Here is a 23,603-nt window from a genome sequence, read left to right as displayed (position 1 = left end):
TCAAATCCCCCCCGCGACGCGCACGCCCGCCAGGCTGAAAAGAAGGCTCAGGCCGAAGACCAGCGCCACGAACCCGATGATGAGCACGCCGGCGGCACGCCACAGGCTGTCGAATCCGTGCGCTTCAGCGACGAAGGCCAGCAGGATGTAAAGGCCCCAGACCGCCGCCACGATCACCACGACCCCCGCGAGTGTGGGCATCACCATCGCCAGCACCACGAGCACCACCTGAAGCAGCAGGCGCAAGGCCTGCATCCAACTCAGCAGCACCAGCATCTCGCGCATCCTGCCTGTCCCTCCCAGCGCGCGCCCGGCGTGGGTAAACGCGAGCGCGGTTAGCGCCAGTGCTGCAAAGAGCGTCACGGCAAAGATGAGCGGCGCCCCAAAGGCCGGACCCATCATGTCCATCATCGCCGGGTCGCTCGGCGGGCTCAGGCGGATCGACAACGAATAGACCAGAGTGTTGAGCACCGCCATCAGCCCGAGCACTAGCCAGCCCTCGCGTGCGGGCAGCCCCAGAGACAGGATGCGCCCTGCCGCTTCGCGCGGCTCGAACAATGTCTGCCGCACCAGCGACCAGAACGCCTCGCCTGTCATCATCCGCTCCATTCCGCCTCTCGCAGCCCGGATATCCAGAACCAAAGGAAAACACCACACCAGATAAGTCCGACGCCCTGCAACCCCGGCCCAGGCCCGACAAACCCGGCGACCAACCCGTGCAACAGGATAAGCGGGCTCGCAGCAAGAAACGCCCAGAAGAGCGCCAATCGTGCACCATAGGCCGTGCCGTGCCCGCCGATAAGCCGCGCTGCCCCATGACTGAGCAGCGCCAGCGCATATAGCAGCAGCGGCGCGATGAACACCCAGGCCAGTAGAGCCCCGCCCAAGAGCGGGTTTAGCTCTTGCTCGGTCAGATGCGCTTCGCGCGCCAGCCGCGGCCATTGCGCAACGAACACCAACACGCAGGCCGCGATCAGCATGACCAGTGCGCGATCCTCGCGGGGCCCCATTTCGAGCAGGCGCCGCACCACCCGGCGCGGCCCCCGATAGGTGGCGATGATGTCACGCGTGACCGGCATCAGCCGCGCCGCCGCTCCAGCCAGCCCGATAGCCGGGTTGTAATCTCGTCGCGCAGGCTCTCCTCTGCGATCTCCTCCACCGCCTCGGCAAGGAACGAGAGCACCAGCAGGTCGGTGGCAATCGGCCTGGGGATACCGCGCGAACGCAGGTAGTAGAGCGCGTCCTCGTCGATCGCGCCAGAGGTCGAGCCGTGCGAGCACGCCACGTCATCGGCGTAGATCTCAAGCTCTGGCTTGGCCAGGAACTGGCTATCGTCGTCGAGTAGAAGCGATTGGCTGATCTGGTACCCGTCGGTCTTCTGCGCACCGGGCTTGACGAGGATCTTGCCCTGGAACACACCGGTGGCGCCGTTGCGCAGCACCTTCTTGAATACCTGCCGGCTCTCACAGCGCTCCGCGTCGTGGGTGACGAAAACCGTGTCGTCCTGGTGGAAATCGCCGTCCCCCATCGCCGCGCCCGCGACATGGGCGCTGGCGTCGTCGCCGGTAAGATTGATCACACATTCATTGCGCGTCATCACGCCGTTGGCTGTCATGGTAAAGGATTTGAACGCACTCTCGCGGCCCAGCCGGGCAAAGACATGGGTAGCCGCACGGCGCTCGTGGTCGCGCCCCTGCACGCGCACGTGGTGAAAGCGCGCCTCATCGGCCACGTCCACCTCCATCACATTGTTGAAGCGCGCCGCCGCCGGGCCGTTCTCGAGCACGGTCAGCTCGGCGCCCGCGTCGAGCTTGATCACGTGGTGGAGGAGCGCGTCGGAGGTCTCTGACCTGTGGTGATAGACGAGGTTGATCGGCTTGGACGCCTTGCCGGTGACATGGATCAGCACCCCGTCCTCGGCCAGCGCGGTGTTGAGCGCCGCCAGCGGGCGCGGCACGGGGGTTTGCCCACTCGCCTCGAGCGTGCCATAGAGATCGCGCGCCCAGTGCAGGTCTTGCCCCGCCAAGTCTGCCAGCCGCTCGATGCGCACCCCCGCGAGTTCGGGATCGTCGCTCGCCTCCGGATCAAACACCCCGTCCACGAAGACAAGGCGCAGCCGGTCCATATCACCAAACATCTCGGGCTCGTCGCCGTCCTCGAACAGCGCCGCGCGCGGTGCCTCGGCCAGCGTCAGGCTGTCGGGACGGGTGAATTTCCAGTATTCGTCCCGACGCTGCGGCAGGCCGGTCGCGCGCAGGCGCGCCAGCGCCTCCTCGCGGGCCGCCGTGATCCATGCGCCCCCCTCGGGCAGGCGCATCGCGTCGATCTGCATCGTCGTGTCTGTCTTTGCCTGCGGTGCTGCCGCCATCACGCCACCTCCGCCTTGAGATCGGCATAGCCGTTCTTCTCGACCTCGAGTGCGAGTTCCGGCCCGCCGGACTTGATGATGCGGCCCTCCGACATGATGTGCACGACATCGGGCACGATGTGATCGAGCAGGCGCTGGTAGTGGGTAATAACAAGGAAGCCACGACCCGCGTCGCGGAGAGAATTCACGCCATTCGCGACGAGCTTCATCGCATCCACGTCGAGGCCGGAATCGGTCTCGTCGAGGATGCACATCTTCGGCTCCAATACGGCCATCTGAAGGATTTCGTTACGCTTCTTCTCTCCGCCGGAAAAGCCCACATTGACCGGACGCTTGAGCATGTCGGCGTCTATCTCGAGTGCCTTGGCCTTCTCGCGCACCAGCTTGAGGAAATCTGAGGCGCTGATCTCGTCCTGCCCGCGCGCCTTGCGCTGCGCGTTCACGGCGGTGCGCAGAAAGGTCATATTGCCCACGCCGGGAATCTCCACCGGGTATTGGAAGGCGAGGAACAGGCCGGCCGCGGCACGCTCTTCGGTCTCCATGTCCAGCAGATCCTGCCCGTCGAGCGTGGCCGACCCTTCGGTCACGGTGTAGCCATCGCGCCCCGAGAGCACGTAGCTCAAGGTCGATTTCCCCGACCCGTTCGGCCCCATGATCGCGTGGACCTTGCCGGCCTCAACGGTCAGGTCGACGCCCTTAAGGATGGTCTTATCTTCTTCTTCAAGATCGACGTGCAGGTTCTTGATTTCCAGCATGATTTTTCCTTTCAACATCGCTCGCGGCGTCACGGCCGCAGCATCATCCCGATGGCGTCGCTCAGACGCTCCAGCGGCAGCGCCATCGGCACCACCTCGAATTCGGCCATCCGCCCGATCATCTGGCGCGGAGCGCCGATATAGGTCTCGATCCGGTGGTAGTGGCGGCGCGGCGCGTAGTCGTCGAACAGAAGCCGCAGCGGCTTCTTCGTGTGAAGTGCAGTTACCAGCGCGCAGCCGGTGCGGAACCGCCCGTCCACCAGCACCACGTCGGGGGCGACGTCACCGCGCTCCCACGGTCCCAGCGAATAGCCCGGGTAGCGCAGGTAACCACCCTTGCCCTGCGGGTGTCCCCAATCGCGGGTCGGACCGATGTCGGCCCAGATAACATCGACCTCGGTGCCCTGCGCGGGCGGGTTGGCGGCAAGCCAGTCTCGCATCATCCCGGCCCACGCCGCATCGCTCTCGACCGACCAGACGCGTTTACCCGGCATCTCGGAGGCCATCACCGTCGAGCCACCCGAGCCGTATTCGAGGATGGCTCCAGCCTGCTCGTAAGCCGCGCGCAGGTGCGCCGCTTCGGCCTCGGGCAGGGTCAGGTCCGGCCGCGATATGGTTTCGGTGTCCGTCATCGCTGCACGCAGGCGCTAGCCCACCGACCCCTCGAGCGAGATCGCCACCAGCTGCTGTGCCTCCATGGCAAATTCCATCGGCAATGCCTGAAGCACCTCACGGCAGAATCCGTTAACGACGAGCGCCACCGCCTCTTCCTCGTCCATGCCGCGTTGCCGGCAGTAGAAGAGCTGGTCGTCATCCACCTTGGATGTCGTGGCCTCGTGTTCGACGCGGCTCGAGTTGTTCTTGACCTCGATATACGGCACCGTGTGCGCCCCGCAGGTATCGCCGATGAGCAGGCTGTCGCACTGGGTGTAATTGCGGCTGTTCTTTGCCTTGGGGTGCATCGACACCAGCCCGCGATAGGTGTTCTGGGCATGGCCCGCGCTGATCCCCTTGGAGACGATTCGCGAACGCGTGTTCTTGCCCAGGTGGATCATCTTGGTGCCGGTATCGGCCTGTTGCCAGTTGTTGGCGATGGCGATGGAGTAGAACTCGCCCTGGCTGTCGTTGCCACGCAGGATGCAGGAGGGATATTTCCACGTCACCGCCGAGCCGGTCTCGACCTGCGTCCACATCACCTTGGAACGGTCACCACGGCAATCGGCACGCTTGGTGACGAAGTTGTAGATGCCGCCCTTGCCGTTCTCGTCGCCCGGATACCAGTTCTGCACCGTGGAATACTTCACTTCGGCATCTTCCTCGGCGACGATCTCGACAACCGCCGCGTGAAGCTGGCTCTCGTCGCGCTGCGGCGCCGTGCAGCCTTCGAGATAGCTCACGAAAGAACCCTTGTCGGCGATGATGAGCGTGCGCTCGAACTGGCCCGTATTCTCGGCATTGATGCGGAAATAGGTGCTCAGTTCCATCGGGCAGCGCACACCCGGCGGTACGTAGACGAACGACCCATCGGAGAACACCGCGCTGTTCAGCGTGGCGTAGAAGTTGTCCGAGACCGGCACGACCGAGCCGAGGTACTTCTTCACCAGTTCGGGATGCTCCTTGATCGCCTCGGAAATCGAGCAGAAGATCACACCAGCCCTTTTCAATTCCGCTTGGAATGTCGTGCCGACGCTCACACTGTCAAAGACCGCATCCACGGCCACCTTGCGCGCCTCTGCGGGGGCCTCATCGGCACCCTCGACACCGGCGAGGATCATCTGTTCCTTGAGCGGGATGCCCAGCTTTTCGTAGGTCGCCAGCAGCTTGGGGTCGACGTCGTCCAGCGACTTGGGCTTGACCTCCATAGATTTGGGTCGCGCGTAGTAATACTGCTTTTGAAAGTCGATCTTGGGATAATCGACCATCGCCCAGGTGGGCTCTTTCTTCTCCAGCCAGCGGCGATAGGCGGCGAGCCGCCATTCGGTCATCCATTCCGGCTCTTCATTCTTGGACGAGATCAGGCGCACGATGTCCTCATTGAGACCCATCGGGGCATAGTCCATCTCGATATCGGTGTCCCAGCCATACTTATAGGCCCCGCCGACCTGCCGCACGGTATCGACCGTCTCCCGATCGACGCCGTCCTTGACCTGTCTGTCGTCCAAAGCCGCCATTGCCGTTTTCTCCTGTCGTTCAGGCCAAGCGGGCCCGATGTCTGTTCCACAGCCTCGCCCAGACCTCGGCAAGACGCATGATATCGTCCGTCGTCGTCTCCGGCCCGAGAGACACGCGCAGCGCCGAGTTTGCCGCCGCTGCATCAACGCCCATCGCCTGCAAGGCGCCACTTGCCCGGACCTTGCCGCTCGAACAGGCACTGCCCGACGATACGGCGAACCCCGCGAGATCAAGCGCCATCACCTGCGTCTCACCCTTCCAGCCCGGCGTCAGCAGGCAGCTTGTGTTGGGCAGGCGAGGCCCGTCTTTCCCCACGAAAATAGTCTCCTTTGAAATCTCTGCAATAGTTGATTCTAGAATGTTTCTAAGTTTTTCGACCTCGGACCAGACCCCGTCGGCCAGATCACGCGCAGCGGCCTCTGCCGCTGCCCCGAATCCGGCGATGCCAGCGACGTTCTCAGTGCCCGCACGGCGGCCCATCTCCTGCCCGCCACCGCGAAGTTGCGCGGCCACCTCGCAGCCCGACCGCACCACCAGCGCGCCCACGCCCTTGGGTCCGCCCAGCTTGTGCGCGGAAACGAGCGCCATGTCCACGCCCGACCAGTTAAACGCCACCGGCAGCTTGCCGAATGCCTGCGTCATGTCGCTCACGGCCAGCCCCTCGGGCAGGGTCTGGATCACGCCAGTCTCGGAATTGGCCAGTTGCAGAACCGAGCGGGCGGGGTCGCTCACCGTCACGCGACCACCCGCATCCACCGGCAGATCTGCGGTGATCCAGGCGCGCACCGCGTCGTGCTCCACCGCCGCGCCCGACAGGTGCCGGCCCGCGCACGCAAGCGCCGCTGCTTCGGTCGCACCGGAGGTGAATATCACCTCTGCCCCATCGGCCCCGAGCGCGGCGGCGACCTGCGCACGCGCCTGCTCGACCAGCGCCTTGGCGGCGCGCCCCTCCGCATGGACCGAGGACGGGTTACCCACCACGTCCATTGCAGCGATCATCGCCTCGCGCGCCTCGGGGCGCATCGGCGCGGTCGCGTTATAATCGAGATAGACGCGCGTCATTCTTCCCCCGTCCGGCGGCCACGACCGACGGGCCTGTCGGCACCCTCCGCGACCGTGGCTCAGATATGGATCACCCGCCCATAGGCGTCCAGCACCGATTCGTGCATCATTTCCGAAAGCGTGGGATGCGGGAAGACGGTGTTCATCAGCTCTTCCTCGGTGGTCTCGAGCGTGCGGCCCACGATATAGCCCTGGATTAGTTCCGTCACCTCCGCGCCCACCATGTGCGCGCCCAGAAGCTCGCCGGTGCTCTGGTCGAAGACGGTCTTTACCATGCCTTCGGCCTCGCCCAGCGCAATGGCCTTGCCGTTGCCAATGAAGGGAAAGCGGCCCACCTTGATCTTGTAGCCCTTCTCCTTGGCCTGCGCCTCGGTGAGGCCCACGCTGGCAATCTGCGGGTGGCAATAGGTGCAGCCGGCGATGCTGTCGGGGTCGACCGCGTGCGGCTTGCCGCCAGCGATCAGCTCGGCCACCATCACGCCCTCGTGGCTGGCCTTGTGTGCGAGCCACGGTGCGCCCGCGATATCGCCGATTGCATAGACCCTGTCGACGCCGGTGCGGCAATGCGGGTCGGTCACCACGTGGGTTTTCTCGACCTTCACACCCAAGTCTTCAAGTCCCAGCCCTTCTGTATTTCCGACGATTCCCACGGCAGAGATCACCGTATCGAACTCGTGCTTTTCGACCTTACCGCCGGTCTCGATATGGGCGGTTACCTTACCCTTTTCACGGTCGAGCTGCTTGACCGCTGCCTTTTCCATGATCTTCATCTTCTGCTTGGTGAATGCCTTCTTGGCGAAGGCGGAAATCTCGGCATCCTCAACGGGCAGGATGCGGTCCATCACCTCGACCACGGTCGTCTCGGCCCCAAGCGTGTTGTAAAAACTTGCGAACTCGATCCCGATCGCGCCCGATCCAATGACCAGCAGCTTTTTCGGCATGCGCGGCGGCACCAGTGCGTGCTTGTAGGTCCACACCAGATCGCCATCGGCCTCCAGCCCCGGCAACTCGCGCGCCCGCGCACCGGTCGCGATCACGATGTTCTTCGCCTTCAGCTCCTCGGTGCCCTTGTCGGTCTTGACGCTGACACGGCCCTTGGCGGGCAGGCTCGCCTCGCCCATGTAGGCGGTCACCTTGTTCTTCTTGAGCAGGTGGCCAACCCCGGAATTCAGCTGCTTGGCGACCGCGCGAGAGCGCTTCACCACCGCGTCGAGATCATAGCCGATACCCTTGGCGCTCAGCCCGAATTCCTTGGCGCGGTGCATGAGGTGAAACACCTCCGACGAGCGAAGCATCGCCTTGGTGGGGATGCAGCCCCAGTTGAGGCAGATGCCACCCATGTGCTCGCGCTCGACAATGGCCACCTTCAAGCCAAGCTGCGCGCCCCGGATGGCGGCCACGTAGCCCCCAGGCCCCGCGCCGATCACGATCATGTCAAAGCTGTCAGACGCCATGTGGCCCTCCCTCGCCGGAAACTAGTTTGGTGTTAAACTATTTCCCACGAGACCTCAACGCAGGGAAAGGCACACCCCGCGAAAAGCAGGTCTGCCCACCGCGCAGGGCCGAAATCACGCCGCCTCTGTCACCTCTCGGACCAGCACACCATATCCGCCCTCGGCCTCGAATGTGCGTTCCGGTGCGGTCGATGCCCGGCCTAGCGCCGCGTTACGATAGGGGAATCGGCCAAAGCGGCGGATCACCTCGCGATGCGCGCGGGCATGAAGCAGGTTGTCGGGGCCATACACCGGCATGCGCTCGCAAATCAGGCGCACGCAGCGCTCCTGGTCGCAGAGATTCTCGGAATGCATCAACGGAAGATAGAAAAACTGCCGCGCCGGCTCGTCAATCCGGACATCCCAGCCACGGTTGATCGCCACCTTGGCCGCCGTCAGCCCCGCACGGTCGGTAGCAAAGGCCCGCCTCTCGCCGCGGAACATGTTGCGCGGGAACTGGTCGGTGAGGATCACGTAGGCAAGCGTGCCGCTTGGATAGGTAAGCCACAGGCCGTACGTCCCCGCACGGGCATTCTCCCACGCGCTTGAAAAACGCTCGCGCACCTGCGCGTCCAGCGCCTCCGAATTCTGATACCAGCCTTTCTGACCGACCTCGTCCAGCCAGAACCGCAACACCTCGTCGGGCGACACCATTGGGACTCTCCTCGATTTCCCGTCATGTAACTGTCACGTTAACCCCTGATTTCGGCAATATTACAGTAACATATTGCTTCAAAAAGGACATATTCAATCCGGTTTTCCGGGCTCCTCGCCCTCCTGCGCGGTTTCGATAGCCACTTCCTGCGCAAATTCCACCGCCATCGGCGAGGCCGATGGCGCAACCGCCATATAGCTGTCGGTCTGCGCGGGTGCCGGGGCGGCGCGCTGCGTCATCCGGTAGGCCGCGTAGGCGGCAATCGACAGTGCCAGCACCGCGATCACCACAAAGAATCCGCGCGGCCCGATCACCCCCATCAGCCAGCCGGTGACCAGCGGGCCGGTCACCGCGCCCAGCCCATTGATGAACACCATTCCACCGGCGGCCGCGGCCATGTCGTCATGCTCGAGGAAGTCGTTGGTATAGGCGATGAGCAGCGAATAGAGCGGGTTCGACATGCCACCGATGACGAAAGCCGTCACCAGAAGCGGCACAAAGACCGCGCCTAGCACGAAACCGATCATCGCCCCGACCCCCATCAGCACGGCCGCCCCGCAGATTAGCACGCGGCGGTCCATTCGGTCCGACAGCCAGCCGATAGGATATTGCAGCACCAAGGAGCCCACGAAAAAGGTCGAGACGAAGATCGATATCTGCACCACGCTCAGTCCCGCCTCGGCGCCGTAGACCGGCGCCATGCCGAACTGCGCCGAGAACACGCCGCCGAGCAGGAACATACCGACACAGCCGAGTGGCGAAATCGCCATGATCCGGCGCAGCGACAGCGGCTTTGTGGTATCAAATGCGGGGGTGGGACTAACCGACAAAAGGATCGGCGCAAAGGCCAGCGACACCAGCACCGACGGGATGACGAAGAGCACATAGCCCGACGGATCGCCCAGCACCAGAAGGCCCTGCGCCGCGACGATGCCTACCATCTGCACGATCATGTAAAGCGACAGCGCCTTGCCTCGGGTCTGATTGGTGGCCGAATTGTTGAGCCAGCTTTCCGCGGTCACGTAGACGCCGGAGAAGCAAAAGCCGATCACGACGCGCCCGACCGACCACGCCCAGGGGTCGGCGAAGGTGGGGTAGAGGATCAGCACCGCCGAAATCATCGACCCGAGCGCGGCGAAGACCCGCACATGCCCCACCCGGCGGATCATCTCGGGGGCCATGCGCGAGCCGAACAGGAAGCCCGCGAAATAGGCCGACATGACCACCGACATCTGCGTGGTGGAAAACCCCTCGAGCGCACCGCGCACGCCGAGCAGCGTGCCCTGCATGCCATTGCCCACCTGCAAGAGCATCATACCCAGAAGCAGCGCCCATGCGCTCGAAAACACTTGCAGCATGTCGTTTCTCCATGATCCGGGGCGACCGTCGCAGGACGGGTCGGCACGCGTCTAGGCGGTTTGCGACTCAGCGGGTCGCTGCCTTCTGTCCGTTGTCAGGCCCGGGCGGTGGGATCAACAGGGATGCATCGCCGTAGGAAAAGAATCGGTATCGCGCGGCGACGGCATGGGCATAGATTGCGGCAATTCGCTCGCGGCCCATCAGCGCGCTGACCAGCATCATCAGCGTCGATTTCGGCAGGTGGAAATTTGTCATCAGAGCATCGGTCGCGCGGAACGCAAAGCCGGGATAGATGAAGATGTCGGTCTCTCCCTGCCACGGTGCCACCTCGCCGGTGTCGCGCGCCGCCGTCTCGATCAGGCGAAGCGCGGTGGTGCCCACCGGGATGATCCGTCCTCCCGCCGCACGGGTGGCGGCAATCTCGGCCGCGACCTGCTCGCTCACCTCGCCCCATTCGGCGTGCATGCGATGGGTGGTGATGTCTTCGACCTTTACCGGCAGGAAGGTGCCCGCCCCCACATGCAGCGTCACATGGGAAAACGTCACTCCCCGCGCGGCCAGGTCGGCCAGCACCACCTCGTCGAAATGCAGGCTCGCTGTTGGGGCGGCCACGGCACCGGGGCGGCGTGCCCAGACGGTCTGGTAATCTTCGCGGTCGCGGTCGTCGGCGGGCCGCCGCGCGGCGATGTAGGGCGGCAGCGGCATAGCACCTGCGGCATCAAGCGCAGCGTCGAAATCCTCGCCCGCGAGGTTGAAACGCAGCCGCGCCTGCCCCTCGCCGCGCCCCTCGAGCACCGCCGAGAGCCCGGAGGCAAAGGTGATCTCCTCGCCCTCGCGCAACTTTCTCAGCGGCTTGACCAGCGCGCTCCACGTGCCGTCGGCTTGCGGCTCCAGCAACGTGACCTCGATCCCCGCCCCCACACCGCCCGCGCGATGACGCCGCCCCGCGAGCCGAGCGGGAATTACCCGCGTATCATTTAGTACCAGCCGGTCGCCCGCGCGCAGCCACGTTCCGAGATCGGTGACCCGGGAATCGTGGATCGCGTCACCCTCGGCCACCAGAAGCCGCGCCGCGCGTCGCGGGCGGGCTGGCCGCGTGGCGATAAGATCCTCGGGCAGGGCAAAATCGAATTCATCGAGCTTCATGGGTCCTGTCTCTGGTAGGCCGGCGGCTCCTCGTCGGATGGGTCCCCGCCCGATGGCGTCGGCGGTTCTCCCTCCATCCGCGGGGTCGGCCTGCGGAACATCTCACGCAAAAATCCTGGCGTCAGCGCCGAGAGCGGGTTGACAGAAACCGCCGGGTCTTCGGAGGCACCGCGAAGCGTGAAGTTGAACCCGATAAGCCCTTCTCCAGGCCGGGTAAAGGCCCCACCGATGGCGTTGAGCAGATAGACCGGCGACAGCACGCCCTGCATGTCCATTCGCTTGGTGGCGAGGTTGTAATAGCCGTCCATTGATATCCCCACCGACGCACCGACCGCGCTGCCCTGCGTAACGATCAGCCGCTCTGGCGTCAGGCGAAACCGCGCGTTTACGGACGTGAAGTGCAGCCCCTGTCCGTAGAACTGCTCGATCAGCCCGACAATGCTGATGGTATTAAGCAGCGCCGCCAGCGCCGGGGCCCGCTTGACGCGCAACTGCTCGATGGCGAGCACGCCGTCATAGCTGCCGGGGCCGCCTGCCGGTGTTAGCCTGAGGTCGAGCACGCCGTTGCGCGCATCCTCGAGAATGCCCGCCGCCGCGAGCAGCCCTCCCGCGTCGCCCGAGCGAATGCGAAAGGCGCTGCGCCCAGCGCTCGTCGGAATCACGTCGCCCTCGACCGGCGTGCGCCCATTCACCCGCGCGGTAAAGCTGCCGCGCGCACCGCCGTGCGTCTCCAGCGTGGACGAAAACCCGGTGAGCGCAATACCGTCGGAGATACGCAATTCGTCCAGTTGCAGATTGACCGGCCCGCCGTCACCGCCATCACCCGCGCCGAGCGCGCCATGTCGCAGATCGACGGTGCCTCCGGTCACCTCCACCCGCGGTGACTGCCCCACCCCGCGCCCGACGAGCGTGGCCGCCACGTCGAGCCAATCGTCTACTTCCACGCGAGTGAACCGCGCCTGCACGAGGCTGCCATTCGGAGACAGCCGCACCTCGCCGCGCGCCCGGAGCCCGCCCGCCTCAAGCGCCAGCGTGTCGATCTGCGACGGCGTGCCCAGCGTGCCCGCAACATCGAGCCGCCCGGTGGCCTGGCGGCTCAGCGCCCAGTCGAGCGGCGCGATCCCCAGGCCGACCCCCATCAGATCGGAGGTGAGTGCAAACTCCGCCGGCGCGTCGCGCGCCAGAGCGATATCGACAGTTGCTCGCCCCTCGCCCGTCAGGCTGCCCTCGGGCAGCGTGATCCCAAACTCGTCGAGGAACCGCTGCGACAGTTCGATCTCGCCGCTCACGCGGCTCGCGCCGCCGGTGTCGGGCCCCAGAGGCAAGGTCCAGGTCCCCGCGACCGGCACGCGCCCGATTCGCGCCTCCCCCGCGATGGCGAGCGCCTCATTATCGGCCTCGACCGAGAGACCGCTCGCCGCCAGAACGCGCCCCTTGACCAATGTCTCGCTGCGCATGTCGGTAATCTCGCCGGTCACCGCAAAGGCTACCTCTTCCGGGGTGAGTTTCTGCTTGAGGATGAAATCGAGCCGCCCCGTGAGGTCCGCGCGGCCATCGGCCAGCGTTACCGGGCGCCCGGCTTTTTGAAGGAATCGGAAGGGCGGCGAATCAAGCAGCGACAGCGCCGCAGTGATCGTGCCGCGCGCCCGCAGATGCGCCTCGGCGGGACCCTTCTTGATGCGAACATCGGGGATGATGAAACTGGTGCCGGAAATATCCACCCGTCCGCCCTGCGCCGCTGTCACGTGGCCCGACTCGGCATGGATGGTGAAACGATTGTCCCGAATCGAGGCGTGGCCTGAGGTCGCCTCGATCGGTGGCACCTCACGGACATAGACGGTCGAGAGGTCGGAGAACCCGAACCCGAGAAACATATCCGGCGCGCGTCCCGGCTCCCCGCGCAGACCGAACTGAATGTCGTGCAACGCAATGCCGAGCACATTCTCGTCGATCCATGTGCGCGTCTTGGGCTTGATCGTGACGGGCCACAACTCCAGCAGGCGTTCGGGAGCGATGGTCTCCATCCGTCCCGAGACATCGACCGACCAGCCATCCGCCTGCCCTCGCGCTACCCCCGACAGGCGCAGCACCTCGCCCCGGTCCCGCAGCCGGAAATCGCCGACGGTGAGCGCGAACGGGTCAAGCTCGAGCCGCAGATCCGCGCCTGCCCCCTCGAATACTACCGGACCGGGATAGAGCCCCGCGGGGTTGGCCGCGATCTCTCCGATGCGCACCTGCGCCTCAAGCGCGGCGGGCCAACCGCTCTCCATGCCCAGAAGCCGCGCGCGCCCCTCGGCGCGGGCGGTGCCCCAATCGCTCTCGACCGATATCTCGGAAAAATCGATCTGCCCGCGCTTCGGATCGTAGGTGAAATAGCTCCGCGCAGACCGGAACGGAATCGGCACCGTGGCCGCGTTGGGGCGCAACGCGCCCGCCCCGATCTGAAGCGTGGCGCTGAGCGGGCCCAGCCGTCCCTCTTGGTCAATCGTTGCGCGCAGTGCCCCCGAGATCGGGGCCTGCACCGCCCCGAGCCATGCAAGCGCAGGCGACTGCCCGGCCAGTTCCCCGGCCGGGACATCCTCGAACCGGATGCCGAATTCCGCGACCGCGGACTCCAGGTTGCCGGTATAGTTCACCTCCAGACCGCTTGCGTATTCACGCGCACCAAGCACGGTGATGTTGCCACGCAAGGTGATCCGGTCACCCTGGCGTTTCAGCGTTGCCTGCCCACCATCGGCCGACCAGGCCCGACCGCTGCGCGCATCTTCGTAGCGCAGGCTGATGTTGTCGGCCTCAATCTGCCTCAGCCGCGCCAACGCGGGCTGCGACAGCATCTTGCCGATCTGGTCGGAAAAGCGGCCCTCGCGCCCAGGGTGGCGACCGCGTCCGTCACTGGCCTCGAACGCCACCGACAGGGCACCATCCGCCCGCCGCCGCAGAATAAGTCGCCCCCCGTCGAGCCGAACGCGCGACAGCGACACGTCGCCCGACAACAGTGCCGTCCGCGATAGCGACACGTCGAGAGCCCCGAGATCGACGAGCCGCACGCCTTGGGCATCGAAGAGCGTGACCCCCTTCAGCACCACCTGCGGAACCATCCCGCCGTCAAGCCCCAGCGTGAGCGTCTCGAAACTCAACCGGTGCTCCGGCAGCGCCGCGCCAATCCGCTGCTCGACCCGCTCGCGCATCCAACCCGGCGCGGTGACACCCGCCGCCAGCACCGCGACCACCCCAACGCTGACGATCAGCACGACCGCCACGCAGCCAAGGCACAATTGCCCGAAATGGTGCAGCAGGCCGCGCCGCGGCAGCACGCGCGCGCGCGCGCCATCCGGCACCTCCCCGGATACCCGCTGGTCGCTCTGTTGCGTCTCTGGCTCGCTCATGCGTGTCATGCCGCGCCACCTTTGGCGCCCGGCTCTGCCTCGTGGCTTTATTCTTGCCCGTCCCGACCTAATATGCGTTCGGCAAGGAGTCATCACAAGCCGCATCACGAAGGAGCGCCCATGCCCGACATCTCCGATATCGCCCCCGATTTTACCCTGCCGCGCGACGGCGGCGAAAGCGTCACGCTCTCGGCGCTGCGCCCCGTCGCGGTTGTGCTGTTCTTTTATCCGCGCGACGACACCTCCGGCTGCACCAAGGAGGCGGTGGCGTTTTCCGGCCTGCTCTCCGAGTTCGAGGCTGCGGGCGCGACGGTGCTGGGCATTTCCAAGGACAGCGTTGCCAGTCACGAGAAATTCCGCGGCAAGCACGCGCTCACGGTGCCGCTCCTGTCGGATGCCGAGGCGGAGGTGTGCGAAGCCTACGGCGTGTGGAAGGAAAAGAACATGTACGGCAAGAAGTTCATGGGGATCGAGCGGTCTACCTTTCTGATCGACGGGGCGGGCCACATCGCGCGCGCATGGCGCAAGGTCAAGGTGCCCGGTCATGCCGAGGAGGTGCTCGAGGCGGTGCGCGCGCTGTGACCGACCGACCACTCGTAGAGATGGCCGTCGAGGTGCTGACCACCGCCGACGGTCGAGCCAAGGCGGCGCTGTCGCGGCGGCACGCGGCGACGTGGCAGGCGGCCCGAACCGAGGGACGCATGCCTCCCGTGGGGCGCGCCACGCCGCCCGCACGCCCCGCACGCCCCGCTCGACCCGAGTTGCTCGATCCCCGCGACGTCCCTCGCCGCCGTCCCGGCAGCCAGCAAGGCCGGATCGCCATGTTGCACGCGGTGGCGCATATCGAACTGAACGCTGTCGACCTGCACTGGGATATCGTCGCACGCTTTGCCGATACGCCGATGCCAGCCGGTTTCTACGATGACTGGGTAAAATCGGCTGACGAGGAATCCAAGCATTTCAACCTGATATGTGACTGCCTCGAGGAAATGGGCAGCCATTATGGTGCCTTGCCCGCCCATGCCGGGATGTGGCGCGCGGCCGAGGACACCGCCGATGATCTGATGGGGCGGCTCGCCGTGGTGCCGATGGTGCTCGAGGCGCGCGGGCTCGACGTGACGCCGGGCATGATCGACATTTTTGCCCGCGCGGGCGAGACACGCGCCGTCGAGGCGATGGAGGTGATCTACGCCGAGGAGGTGCACCACGTCTCCTACGGCTCGAAATGGTTCCATTTCCTGTGCGGGCGTCACGATCTTGACCCGAAGGACGTGTTTCATGACCTTGTGCGCCGCTATTTCCACGGTGCCCTCAAGCCGCCCTTCAACGAGGAGAAGCGCGCCGAGGCCGGGCTGCCACCGGATTTCTACTGGCCACTCGCCGAGCGACCGACAACTCAGGATTGAGCGAACCGGGGCGCAATCGGCAAGTTTCCGCCCAATGAGCGGGAAACCTCCGCGGAATCCGGGGCTTGCGGTCAAATTTCTTGCCCACCTCGCCACCTCTGTCTAAGCACACATGCAGACAGGGACAGAAGAAAGACCGCAACATTGAAACCGACGCTGGCGATCCGACTGCACGAGCTTCTCGAACGTCATTTTCCCGAACGCCGGGTGTTTCTGCGATCCGACACCGACACGCGCTTCATCCGGCTACGCCCCGGCACGCAGATCATCGCCGCTGTCGGCACCTGTGCGATCGTGGCCTGGACGATCATCGCGACCGCTGTTCTGGTGATGGACTCCATTGGCGCGGGCAATTTCCGCGAGCAGGCGAAGCGCGAATTGCAGACCTACGAGGCGCGGCTCAACGCGCTGGCCGAAGAGCGCGACCGCCGGGCACAGGAGGCGTTGGCAGCGCAGGAGCGGTTCAGCTCGGCGCTGGCGCAGATATCGGCCATGCAGTCGGAACTTCTCGCCTCCGAGACGCGCCGACGCGAGCTCGAAACCGGGCTCGAGATGGTCCAGGGCACCTTGCGCCGCGCCATGTCCGCGCGCGAAGATGCGCAGCACAAGGTCGCGCGCCTCACCTCGCAAATCCAGGCCGGGAAGGCCGAGAACCCCGGCGCCGCAACCAGCCCAGCGGACGATCCCACGGTTGAGGTGCTGACCACCGCGCTCGCCGATGCGGCGCGTGAGCGCGACAAGACCCTCGCCGAGGCCGAGGACGCTCAGCGCGACGCCGAGGAGATGGCCTTCGAGTTGCGCCTCGTGAACGAGCGCAATTCCGAGATATTCAGCCGCCTCGAGGACGCGATGACCATCTCGGTCGAGCCGCTGGAAACGATGTTTCGCAAGGCCGGTCTCGATCCGGATACGTTGATCGACACGGTAAGACGGGGCTATTCCGGGCAGGGTGGCCCGCTCACCCCGATCTCGCTCTCTACGCGCGGCACCGCCCCCTCACCGGAGGCCACGCGCGCCAACCGCATCCTGACACGGCTCGATGAGCTGAACCTCTATCGCCTCGCCGCCGGCAAGGTTCCGCTGGCGATTCCGGTCAAGGGCGCGTTCCGCTACACCTCAGGATTCGGCATGCGGTGGGGGCGGTTGCACGCGGGCACCGATTTCGCCGGAGCGCACGGCGCCCCCATCCATGCCACTGCCGACGGCGTTGTGACCCATGCAGGGTGGCTGTCGGGCTACGGGCAACTCGTCAAGATCAAGCACGCTTTCGGCATCGAAACGCGTTATGCGCACATGTCCAGAATCCGGGTACGCGAGGGCCAAAGGGTCTCGCGCGGGGATCGGATCGGTGATATGGGCAACACTGGACGTTCCACCGGCACCCACCTACACTACGAGGTTCGGGTGGATGGCAAGGCGATCAACCCCATGACCTATATCAAGGCTGCGAGAGATGTTTTCTAAGAGCAAGATCAACGAACCCGCACAAAAGCCCGCCGAGACCAAGCCGGCCACGACGGACACGCGGACCGAAAGTCCCCGCGTCGATACCGGCGGCGAACAGCGAAGCACGTCGCCCAAGGCCAAGCCGCCGGCGTCGGTGCTGTCGTCGGACCTGCACGTGGTCGGCAACCTGCGCACAACCGGCGACATCCAGGTCGAGGGCACCATCGAGGGCGATATCCGCGCGCACCTGCTGACCGTCGGCGAAGGTGCCACCGTCAAGGGCGAGGTGATCGCCGATGACGTGGTGGTAAACGGGCGTATCGTGGGCCGCGTGCGCGGCCTCAAGGTGCGGCTCACCTCATCCGCGCGGGTCGAGGGCGACATCATTCACAAGACCATCGCCATCGAATCGGGCGCGCATTTCGAGGGGTCGGTGCAGCGACAGGACGATCCGCTCTCGGGCAACAAGCCCGGCGCCAAGGGCGGCGCACAGGCGGCCCCAGCCCAGCACCAGCAGGGTGGGACGCAACAGGCGGCTGCACAGCAAGGCGGCGTGCAACCTGCTGCCAAGCCCGCGGACGCCAAGCAGAGCTGATCCGGCAACCGACGCAACACAGAAAAGGCGCCCTGCCCCGGCAGCGGCGCCTTTGTTGTGTGCGATGGTCGTCCCTCACGCCTCCAGCTCGGCATCCCAGTACAGGAAGTCGATCCAGCTTTCGTGGAGGTGGTTGGGCGGGAACTTGCGGCCCATGTTGCGCAACTCCTCCGCCCCGGGGGGACGCGGCGGGCGGCGCAGGCTCATCCCAACCTGCCGCAGGCTGCGCGCGCCCTTGCGCAGGTTGCACGGAGAACAGGCGGCCACGACATTCTCCCAGCTTGTGCGCCCGCCGCGGGCGCGCGGCACCACGTGGTCGAAGGTCAGGTTGTCCTTTGCACCACAATACTGACAGCGGAATTCGTCCCTCAGAAAAAGATTGAAGCGCGTGAAGGCCACGCGCTTCTGAGGTTTCACATAGTCTCGCAACACGATTACCGAAGGTATGCGTATCTCGGTACTCGGACTGCGCACCCAGTGATCGTATTGCGCGACAATATCCACGCGGTCGGACCAGACCGCCTTGATCGCCTCCTGCCAGGTCCAGAGCGACAGAGGATAGTAGGAGAGTGGTCGGTAATCGGCATTGAGCACCAGCGCCGGAAACTGCCGCAGTCCAGCCGGCTCTCTCACGAACTCGCTTCTGAAATCACCGTCCATCGCGTTCACAGCCCCAGTGGTGCCCTCTCTTGCGGCGGGCGAGACATGCACCCACCCTTAAGACTACTATATATCGCGGCGACCGCCTGACAAGCCTTAGATATTGCGCCACATCTAGCGATTCCATAGCCGCGGAAGGTAACCGCCATGTGACACGCTCAGGCCGCAACACCCGGGTCCTGCTCTGACTGCCGCCGCCACAGCGCTGCATAGCGACCACCGCGCGCCAGCAGGTCGGCATGGCTGCCCTGCTCGGCCACGCGACCGTCCTCCAGCACCACGATCCGATCGGCGCCCGCCACCGTCGAGAGACGGTGCGCGATCATGATGACAGTGCGCCCCTCCGCAGCGCGGGCAAGCGCGTCCTGGATGTCGCGCTCTGTCCCGGTGTCGAGCGCGCTGGTCGCCTCGTCAAGCAGCAGAATCGGCGGGTTCTTCAAGAGCGTGCGCGCGATTCCCACGCGCTGTTTCTCTCCACCCGAAAGCTTCAGCCCCCGCTCGCCGACCTGCGTGGCATAGCCCTCGGGAAGCCCGGCGATAAACTCGTGTATCTGGGCCGCCCGCGCCACTTCCTCGATCTCGGCCTGGGTCACGTCGTCGCGACCATATCCGATGTTGTAGCCGATCGTGTCGTTGAACAGCACCGTGTCCTGCGGCACCACACCGATGGCCGTGTGCAGGCTTTCGAGGGTGACATCGCGGATGTCCTGCCCGTCGATCGTGATGCGCCCGTCCTGAACATCGTAGAATCGGAACAACAGCCGCCCGATAGTCGACTTGCCCGACCCCGACGGTCCCACCACCGCGACCATCTGGCCAGCGGGCACATCCAGCGTCACGCCCTTGAGGATGGGGTTGCCCGGATCGTAGCCAAAGCGCACATCCTCTAGCCGCACATTCGCGCCCGCTACGGCGAGCGGTCGCGCGCCGGCCCGCTCGCGCACGTCGGGCGGTTGATCAAGCAGGTCAAACATCTCGCCCATGTCCACCAGCGCCTGCCGGATCTCTCGATAGACCGTGCCGAGGAAATTGAGCGGCATGGTAATCTGGATCATGTAGGCGTTGACCATCACGAAATCGCCCACGGTCATCGTGCCCGCCTGTACGCCCGTGGCCGCCATCACCATCACTGCCACAAGCCCGCCGGTGATAAGGAATGACTGCCCGAAATTGAGGAACGAGAGCGAATAGGCAGTCATGAGCGCCGCACGCTCGTAGCCGGCCATCGCCCGGTCGTAACGTGCTGCCTCCAACCCCTCGGCACCGAAATACTTGACCGTCTCGTAGTTGAGCAGGCTATCGATGGCCTTCTGGTTGGCGTCGGTGTCCTGGTCGTTCATCTCGCGGCGCAGGCGCACGCGCCACTCGGTCACCTTGAAGGTAAAGGCAACATAGGCCGCGATCACCCCCGCCACCACCGCCAGATACCAGATGTCGAAGGCTAACCACAGGATCACCCCCACCATCAGCAATTCGAGGATCAGCGGCGCGATGGAGAACAGCAGGAAGCGCAGCAGGAAATCGACGCCCTTCACCCCTCGCTCTATGATCCGGCTCAGCCCGCCGGTGCGCCGCGTCAGGTGATAGCTGAGCGAAAGCGCGTGGATATGGCGGAAGGTCTCGAGCGCAAGCTTGCGCAGCGCCCGCTGACCCACCTTGGCAAAGGCCGCGTCGCGCGCCTGCTGGAACCCCACGTTCATCAGCCGCGCCATGCCATAGGCCACGGTCAGCCCGATGGCCCCCGCCCCCAGCGCCCAAGCCGGACCTGGCCCCTCGCCCGCCAGCGCATCCACCGCCACCTTGTAGAACACCGGCGTCGTCACCGCGACCAGCTTGGCCACCAGCAAGAGTAGCAGCGCCAGTACCACCCGGCGGCGCACCCACGGCTCTTCCGCGCTCCACAGGTAGGGGACGACCCGGCGGATGATCCGCCATCCACCGCGCTCTGACGGATAAGACTCGGGGTTGGGGGTGCGCATCGGTGGCCTTTGTCGTTGCTGCCGGACCCCACAGATAGCGGCGACACTCCCCGATGACCAGACCGCGGCGCTACTGCGGCAGCTCGAACACCTGCCCGGGATAGATCAGGTCGGGATCGCGGATGCGGTCGCGGTTGGCCTCGAACACGCGCACGTAGAGGATACCCTCGCCATAGGCCTCACGCGAGATCGCCCAGAGGGTCGAGCCGGGCTGCACTGTCACCACCGACATGCGCGGCGGCTCGGGCGTGCCGTCCCCGTCCTTGTCGTCGTCCTGCGCCGCAAGCGTGGCCACGTCCTCGCGCTTGAACGGCGTCTCGACCCGCGAGGTCACCTCGCCCCCGGCACCGACCTCGTCAACGCGCAACGTATAGATACCGGCATCCACCTCTGGCAGAGAGCCGCGCCATGCACCACTCTCGTCCACCGGCGCAGTGGTGACGGCACGATTGTCAACGTAGATGCGCACACGCGCGTCGGGCGTGCTGGCCCGTCCGGAAAGTTTCACCTCGCCCGTATCGGAATAGCTGATCGAATCGAGGGCCACTGACGACATCACGTCCGGCCCCTGCTCGGAGGGGGCCTGCAACACACGCACACCCTCGGTATCCGACAGCACCACCGTGGGTGGCGCGGGCGTCTCGGCGGGCGGCTTGGCCTGCGCGACCGAACCCTCGCCCGCGCCCGGCTGCAAAGCGTCTGCGGTGGGCGGAGCCACGGGCGCGGCGGGCTGTTCCTTGCGCGCCTCCGGGGCCGGATCGTGCATTTCGGACGCTGTTTGAGTTACCTCGGCGGTGGGCGCGCTCGTCTTCGCCGTTTCCGCATTCGCAATCTCTTCCGTCTCCGGTTGCGCCCCCGCCATCTCGGTTACCTGATCTTCGCCAATGTCGGGCGCGTCCCCGGTCGTTACCCCCTCCTGCGTTGCGGGTGAGGGCGGCGTCGCGGTGTCGGCCTGTGCCACCGCCTGCGGGCGTGGAGCCGGGGGCGGCGACGGCGCGATCAGGATCTCGTCAGGCGCGCGGATCACGCGCCCGTCGTCGAGCAGCAGTTCCAACCCCAGCACTCGTACCGCATCGCTCAGCGGCAGGTCGAGAAATGCCACGAACTTGCCCGACCGGTCTGACTGGGCCGCGCCAAGGCGGACGTCATCCACTGTGATCGCCACCTTGCCGCCCGGAATCGCGCGCCCCGCGATGAGCATCTGCCCATCCGGATCAAGGCGAAAGGTGTCGAGCGCGGGCGGTTGCGGGGTCTCCGTCTCCGGCTCGGCCTCAGGGTTCGCGCCTCCGTCCGCCTTGGCGGCTGGTGCCACGGGATCCTGTTGCGCTGTCTCGCTGGCTTCGACCGACTCGCCCGCGTCCTGCGCGTCTGGCGTGGGTTTTGCGACGGGTTCGGGCGACAGCTCAGTGGCAGGTTGTGCCGCCTGCTCCGGCTCGGGCGTGGATAGCGACAGGCCACCATCCGCAAAGAAATAGGTGCCGATGGACACCGCCGCGACAACCGCAGCCACCCCGAGCCCGATCACGGGACCCGCACCCAATCCGGCGATTTTGCTCATCTTTCCCGACATCCCCAACCAGGGCACCATGCCCGGTTGTCGGAGCATATCAACAAGGCTATCAGGGGTCAAAGCAACCCTTTGAGCGACAGGAGAAATTCATGACACACGCGGCTGTCTGTGTCTTTTGCGGCGCACGTGAGGGTCATGACCCGTCCTACCTAGCGGCCGCGGAGGAGACCGGCCGGATGCTGGCCGGGAACGGTTGGGAGCTGGTCTACGGCGCGGGCGACGTGGGGCTGATGGGAGCAGTGGCGCGCGCGGCACAGGCGGCAGGCGGGCGCACGCTCGGCGTGATCCCCGCGCATCTGGTGGGACGCGAAGGTGGCAAGCGCGATCTCACCCGTTATGTCGTCACCGAGACCATGCATGAACGCAAGAAAGTGATGTTCATGAACTCCCACGCGATCGTGGTACTTCCGGGGGGCGCAGGCTCGCTCGACGAGCTGTTCGAGGTGCTGACATGGCGCCAGTTAGGCCTACATGAAAAACCGATTTTTCTTCTGAATACTGAAAGTTACTGGATGCCGTTTATCCAGCTGGTCGAGCATGTCATCGCCTGCGGCTTCGCCGATGCGAATCTGCGGCACATGATCCGCGAGGTGGATGACCCTCAGGCTCTCGGCACCGCCCTGCGCGCCGCTCTGTCCTGACGCAGGCTCGCGGTGGTGTAGATCGCGAGCGCGGTCCAGATCATGGCAAAGGCCACGGCGTGCCAAAAGCTGAACGGCTCGAGAAAAATCAGTGTTGCCACTAGAAATTGCAGGGTGGGGTTCAGATACTGCACCAGCCCCACCGTGGCCAGCGTGACGCGCTTGGTGGCATAGCTGAACATGATCAGAGGCGTGCCGGTGAGGATGCCGGAAAACGCCAGCAGCAGGCTGTCACGCCAGTTCGCGGCAAAGGCCCCGTTGCCGCTGGAATGAAAATACCACAGCACCGTCAGCGCGATCGGCGACAAGAGCAGAACCTCGGCGGTGACAGACACCACCGGCCCGACCGAAAGCCCTTTCTTGACAAGACCGTAGAGGCCAAAACTCGATGCCAGCACCAGCGCGATCCACGGCGGCACGCCGAGGCCCAGTGTGAGCGTCACCACCGCGCAGAGCGCCAGCCCCACAGCGAAAAGCTGTGCCCGGCCTAGCCGTTCGCGAAACGCAATCGCCCCGAGCAGCACGGCCACCAGCGGGAAGATGTAATAGCCCAGCGACGCCTCCATCGCCTTCCCGATCTGTATCGAAGTGATGAACACGAACCAGTTGGTCGAGATCATCAATGCGGCGAGCGCGATCGACAGCACCGAGCGCCGCCCGGCCAGCGCCCGGCCAAGCATGGAAATCCGCCCCTGCACCAGCAACACGAGGGCGAAGAAGGCGCACGACCAAAGCGTGCGATGCGCCAGGATCTCGATGGGCGGGACATGGGCGAGCAGCTTGTAATAGATGCCCGACAGCCCCCAGACCGTGCAGGTGGCGACCATCGCCACAATCCCCTTGGTCGCCTCGCGCATCTGCGGCCTGCTCCTTCTGCCTCGCCGCTCTTGCTGCCCTGCCCGAGCGGCAA

21 protein-coding genes are annotated in these 23,603 nt (G+C 65.4%); 5 read left to right on the top strand and 16 right to left on the bottom strand.

Annotated elements, in window-relative coordinates; all coding sequences use genetic code 11:
* From AC13D8_RS17375 to AC13D8_RS17320, 12 genes are all read right to left on the bottom strand, one after another.
* Complete coding sequence (locus AC13D8_RS17375) at positions 1-597, bottom strand: YIP1 family protein (RefSeq protein ID WP_482969873.1); 597 nt, start codon at positions 595-597, stop codon at positions 1-3.
* The gene (locus tag AC13D8_RS17370) at positions 597-1,079 is read right to left on the bottom strand and encodes a YIP1 family protein (protein WP_482969872.1); all 483 of its coding nucleotides are present in this window, start codon (positions 1,077-1,079) and stop codon (positions 597-599) included. Before AC13D8_RS17370 ends, AC13D8_RS17375 begins: the two co-directional genes overlap by 1 nt.
* A complete protein-coding gene (gene sufD, locus AC13D8_RS17365) occupies positions 1,079-2,368 on the bottom strand; it encodes a Fe-S cluster assembly protein SufD (protein WP_482969871.1) in 1,290 nt (429 codons plus the stop codon). Before sufD ends, AC13D8_RS17370 begins: the two co-directional genes overlap by 1 nt.
* Positions 2,368-3,123: a Fe-S cluster assembly ATPase SufC gene (gene sufC / locus AC13D8_RS17360; RefSeq protein ID WP_129433193.1), complete on the bottom strand. Its 756-nt coding sequence runs from the start codon at positions 3,121-3,123 to the stop codon at positions 2,368-2,370. Before sufC ends, sufD begins: the two co-directional genes overlap by 1 nt.
* 29 nt (positions 3,124-3,152) lie before the next feature.
* Complete coding sequence (locus AC13D8_RS17355) at positions 3,153-3,755, bottom strand: hypothetical protein (protein ID WP_482969870.1); 603 nt, start codon at positions 3,753-3,755, stop codon at positions 3,153-3,155.
* A gap of 15 nt (positions 3,756-3,770) precedes the next feature.
* The gene (gene sufB, locus AC13D8_RS17350; RefSeq protein ID WP_482969869.1) at positions 3,771-5,294 is read right to left on the bottom strand and encodes a Fe-S cluster assembly protein SufB; all 1,524 of its coding nucleotides are present in this window, start codon (positions 5,292-5,294) and stop codon (positions 3,771-3,773) included.
* Positions 5,295-5,313: 19 nt separating this feature from the next.
* On the bottom strand, positions 5,314-6,357 hold the full coding sequence (locus AC13D8_RS17345; protein ID WP_482969868.1) for a cysteine desulfurase family protein: 1,044 nt from the start codon (positions 6,355-6,357) through the stop codon (positions 5,314-5,316).
* 59 nt (positions 6,358-6,416) lie between these two features.
* Entirely contained in the window at positions 6,417-7,811 is a 1,395-nt protein-coding gene (gene lpdA / locus AC13D8_RS17340; protein WP_482969867.1) for a dihydrolipoyl dehydrogenase, read from the bottom strand.
* A gap of 114 nt (positions 7,812-7,925) precedes the next feature.
* Positions 7,926-8,504, bottom strand: coding sequence for a DUF924 family protein (locus AC13D8_RS17335; protein WP_482969866.1), 579 nt, complete (start codon positions 8,502-8,504; stop codon positions 7,926-7,928).
* 93 nt (positions 8,505-8,597) lie between these two features.
* Positions 8,598-9,863, bottom strand: a complete 1,266-nt coding sequence (locus AC13D8_RS17330) for an MFS transporter (RefSeq protein ID WP_482969865.1) — start codon at positions 9,861-9,863, stop codon at positions 8,598-8,600.
* Positions 9,864-9,930: 67 nt separating this feature from the next.
* Positions 9,931-11,010, bottom strand: a complete 1,080-nt coding sequence (gene queA, locus AC13D8_RS17325; RefSeq protein ID WP_482969864.1) for a tRNA preQ1(34) S-adenosylmethionine ribosyltransferase-isomerase QueA — start codon at positions 11,008-11,010, stop codon at positions 9,931-9,933.
* Entirely contained in the window at positions 11,007-14,405 is a 3,399-nt protein-coding gene (locus AC13D8_RS17320; protein WP_482969863.1) for a YhdP family protein, read from the bottom strand. Before AC13D8_RS17320 ends, queA begins: the two co-directional genes overlap by 4 nt.
* A 111-nt stretch (positions 14,406-14,516) precedes the next feature.
* Between AC13D8_RS17320 and AC13D8_RS17315 the strand changes: the two genes are divergently transcribed.
* The 4 genes from AC13D8_RS17315 (at position 14,517) to AC13D8_RS17300 (ending at position 17,843) form a co-directional block, all read left to right on the top strand.
* A complete protein-coding gene (locus AC13D8_RS17315; RefSeq protein WP_129433172.1) occupies positions 14,517-14,978 on the top strand; it encodes a peroxiredoxin in 462 nt (153 codons plus the stop codon).
* A 20-nt stretch (positions 14,979-14,998) separates the two neighbouring features.
* Positions 14,999-15,802: a ferritin-like domain-containing protein gene (locus AC13D8_RS17310; protein WP_482969897.1), complete on the top strand. Its 804-nt coding sequence runs from the start codon at positions 14,999-15,001 to the stop codon at positions 15,800-15,802.
* Between the two features lie 144 nt (positions 15,803-15,946).
* A complete protein-coding gene (locus AC13D8_RS17305) occupies positions 15,947-17,266 on the top strand; it encodes a DUF5930 domain-containing protein (protein ID WP_482969862.1) in 1,320 nt (439 codons plus the stop codon).
* Positions 17,256-17,843 carry a bactofilin family protein gene (locus AC13D8_RS17300; protein ID WP_482969861.1) on the top strand — a complete coding sequence of 196 codons (588 nt, stop codon included), beginning with the start codon at positions 17,256-17,258 and terminating at the stop codon, positions 17,841-17,843. The genes AC13D8_RS17305 and AC13D8_RS17300 overlap by 11 nt, the downstream gene beginning before the upstream one ends.
* Before the next feature lie 75 nt (positions 17,844-17,918).
* Here the strand turns inward: AC13D8_RS17300 and AC13D8_RS17295 are convergent, their stop codons facing one another.
* From AC13D8_RS17295 to AC13D8_RS17285, 3 genes are all read right to left on the bottom strand, one after another.
* Entirely contained in the window at positions 17,919-18,503 is a 585-nt protein-coding gene (locus AC13D8_RS17295; RefSeq protein ID WP_482969860.1) for an HNH endonuclease, read from the bottom strand.
* A 158-nt stretch (positions 18,504-18,661) separates the two neighbouring features.
* Entirely contained in the window at positions 18,662-20,482 is a 1,821-nt protein-coding gene (locus AC13D8_RS17290) for an ABCB family ABC transporter ATP-binding protein/permease (RefSeq protein WP_482969859.1), read from the bottom strand.
* Between the two features lie 70 nt (positions 20,483-20,552).
* Positions 20,553-22,040: a LysM peptidoglycan-binding domain-containing protein gene (locus tag AC13D8_RS17285; protein WP_482969858.1), complete on the bottom strand. Its 1,488-nt coding sequence runs from the start codon at positions 22,038-22,040 to the stop codon at positions 20,553-20,555.
* A 101-nt stretch (positions 22,041-22,141) separates the two neighbouring features.
* On the opposite strand from AC13D8_RS17285, the gene AC13D8_RS17280 reads away from it, so the two are divergent.
* A complete protein-coding gene (locus tag AC13D8_RS17280; RefSeq protein WP_482969857.1) occupies positions 22,142-22,693 on the top strand; it encodes an LOG family protein in 552 nt (183 codons plus the stop codon).
* Here the strand turns inward: AC13D8_RS17280 and rarD are convergent.
* Entirely contained in the window at positions 22,654-23,550 is an 897-nt protein-coding gene (gene rarD / locus AC13D8_RS17275) for an EamA family transporter RarD (RefSeq protein ID WP_482969856.1), read from the bottom strand. The genes AC13D8_RS17280 and rarD overlap by 40 nt on opposite strands.
* Between the last annotated feature and the right edge of the window lie 53 nt (positions 23,551-23,603).

The organism is Roseovarius sp. B-10, assembly GCF_056859295.1.
Note: the sequence above shows the minus strand (reverse complement) of the source record. Positions and strands in the feature narration are given on the sequence as shown.

Excerpts from the sequence above, each read along its gene's own strand:
- sufD (WP_482969871.1), bottom strand. The coding sequence starts at position 2,368 with ATGGCGGCAGCACCGCAGGCAAAGACAGACACGACGATGCAGATCGAC.
- AC13D8_RS17355 (WP_482969870.1), bottom strand. The coding sequence starts at position 3,755 with ATGACGGACACCGAAACCATATCGCGGCCGGACCTGACCCTGCCCGAG.
- rarD (WP_482969856.1), bottom strand. The coding sequence starts at position 23,550 with ATGCGCGAGGCGACCAAGGGGATTGTGGCGATGGTCGCCACCTGCACG.
- AC13D8_RS17280 (WP_482969857.1), top strand. The coding sequence starts at position 22,142 with ATGACACACGCGGCTGTCTGTGTCTTTTGCGGCGCACGTGAGGGTCAT.
- AC13D8_RS17370 (WP_482969872.1), bottom strand. The coding sequence starts at position 1,079 with ATGCCGGTCACGCGTGACATCATCGCCACCTATCGGGGGCCGCGCCGG.
- AC13D8_RS17320 (WP_482969863.1), bottom strand. The coding sequence starts at position 14,405 with ATGACACGCATGAGCGAGCCAGAGACGCAACAGAGCGACCAGCGGGTA.
- AC13D8_RS17335 (WP_482969866.1), bottom strand. The coding sequence starts at position 8,504 with ATGGTGTCGCCCGACGAGGTGTTGCGGTTCTGGCTGGACGAGGTCGGT.
- AC13D8_RS17300 (WP_482969861.1), top strand. The coding sequence starts at position 17,256 with ATGTTTTCTAAGAGCAAGATCAACGAACCCGCACAAAAGCCCGCCGAG.
- lpdA (WP_482969867.1), bottom strand. The coding sequence starts at position 7,811 with ATGGCGTCTGACAGCTTTGACATGATCGTGATCGGCGCGGGGCCTGGG.
- sufB (WP_482969869.1), bottom strand. The coding sequence starts at position 5,294 with ATGGCGGCTTTGGACGACAGACAGGTCAAGGACGGCGTCGATCGGGAG.
- AC13D8_RS17290 (WP_482969859.1), bottom strand. The coding sequence starts at position 20,482 with ATGCGCACCCCCAACCCCGAGTCTTATCCGTCAGAGCGCGGTGGATGG.
- AC13D8_RS17295 (WP_482969860.1), bottom strand. The coding sequence starts at position 18,503 with ATGGACGGTGATTTCAGAAGCGAGTTCGTGAGAGAGCCGGCTGGACTG.
- AC13D8_RS17330 (WP_482969865.1), bottom strand. The coding sequence starts at position 9,863 with ATGCTGCAAGTGTTTTCGAGCGCATGGGCGCTGCTTCTGGGTATGATG.
- queA (WP_482969864.1), bottom strand. The coding sequence starts at position 11,010 with ATGAAGCTCGATGAATTCGATTTTGCCCTGCCCGAGGATCTTATCGCC.
- AC13D8_RS17375 (WP_482969873.1), bottom strand. The coding sequence starts at position 597 with ATGACAGGCGAGGCGTTCTGGTCGCTGGTGCGGCAGACATTGTTCGAG.
- sufC (WP_129433193.1), bottom strand. The coding sequence starts at position 3,123 with ATGCTGGAAATCAAGAACCTGCACGTCGATCTTGAAGAAGAAGATAAG.
- AC13D8_RS17285 (WP_482969858.1), bottom strand. The coding sequence starts at position 22,040 with ATGAGCAAAATCGCCGGATTGGGTGCGGGTCCCGTGATCGGGCTCGGG.
- AC13D8_RS17315 (WP_129433172.1), top strand. The coding sequence starts at position 14,517 with ATGCCCGACATCTCCGATATCGCCCCCGATTTTACCCTGCCGCGCGAC.
- AC13D8_RS17310 (WP_482969897.1), top strand. The coding sequence starts at position 14,999 with ATGGCCGTCGAGGTGCTGACCACCGCCGACGGTCGAGCCAAGGCGGCG.
- AC13D8_RS17345 (WP_482969868.1), bottom strand. The coding sequence starts at position 6,357 with ATGACGCGCGTCTATCTCGATTATAACGCGACCGCGCCGATGCGCCCC.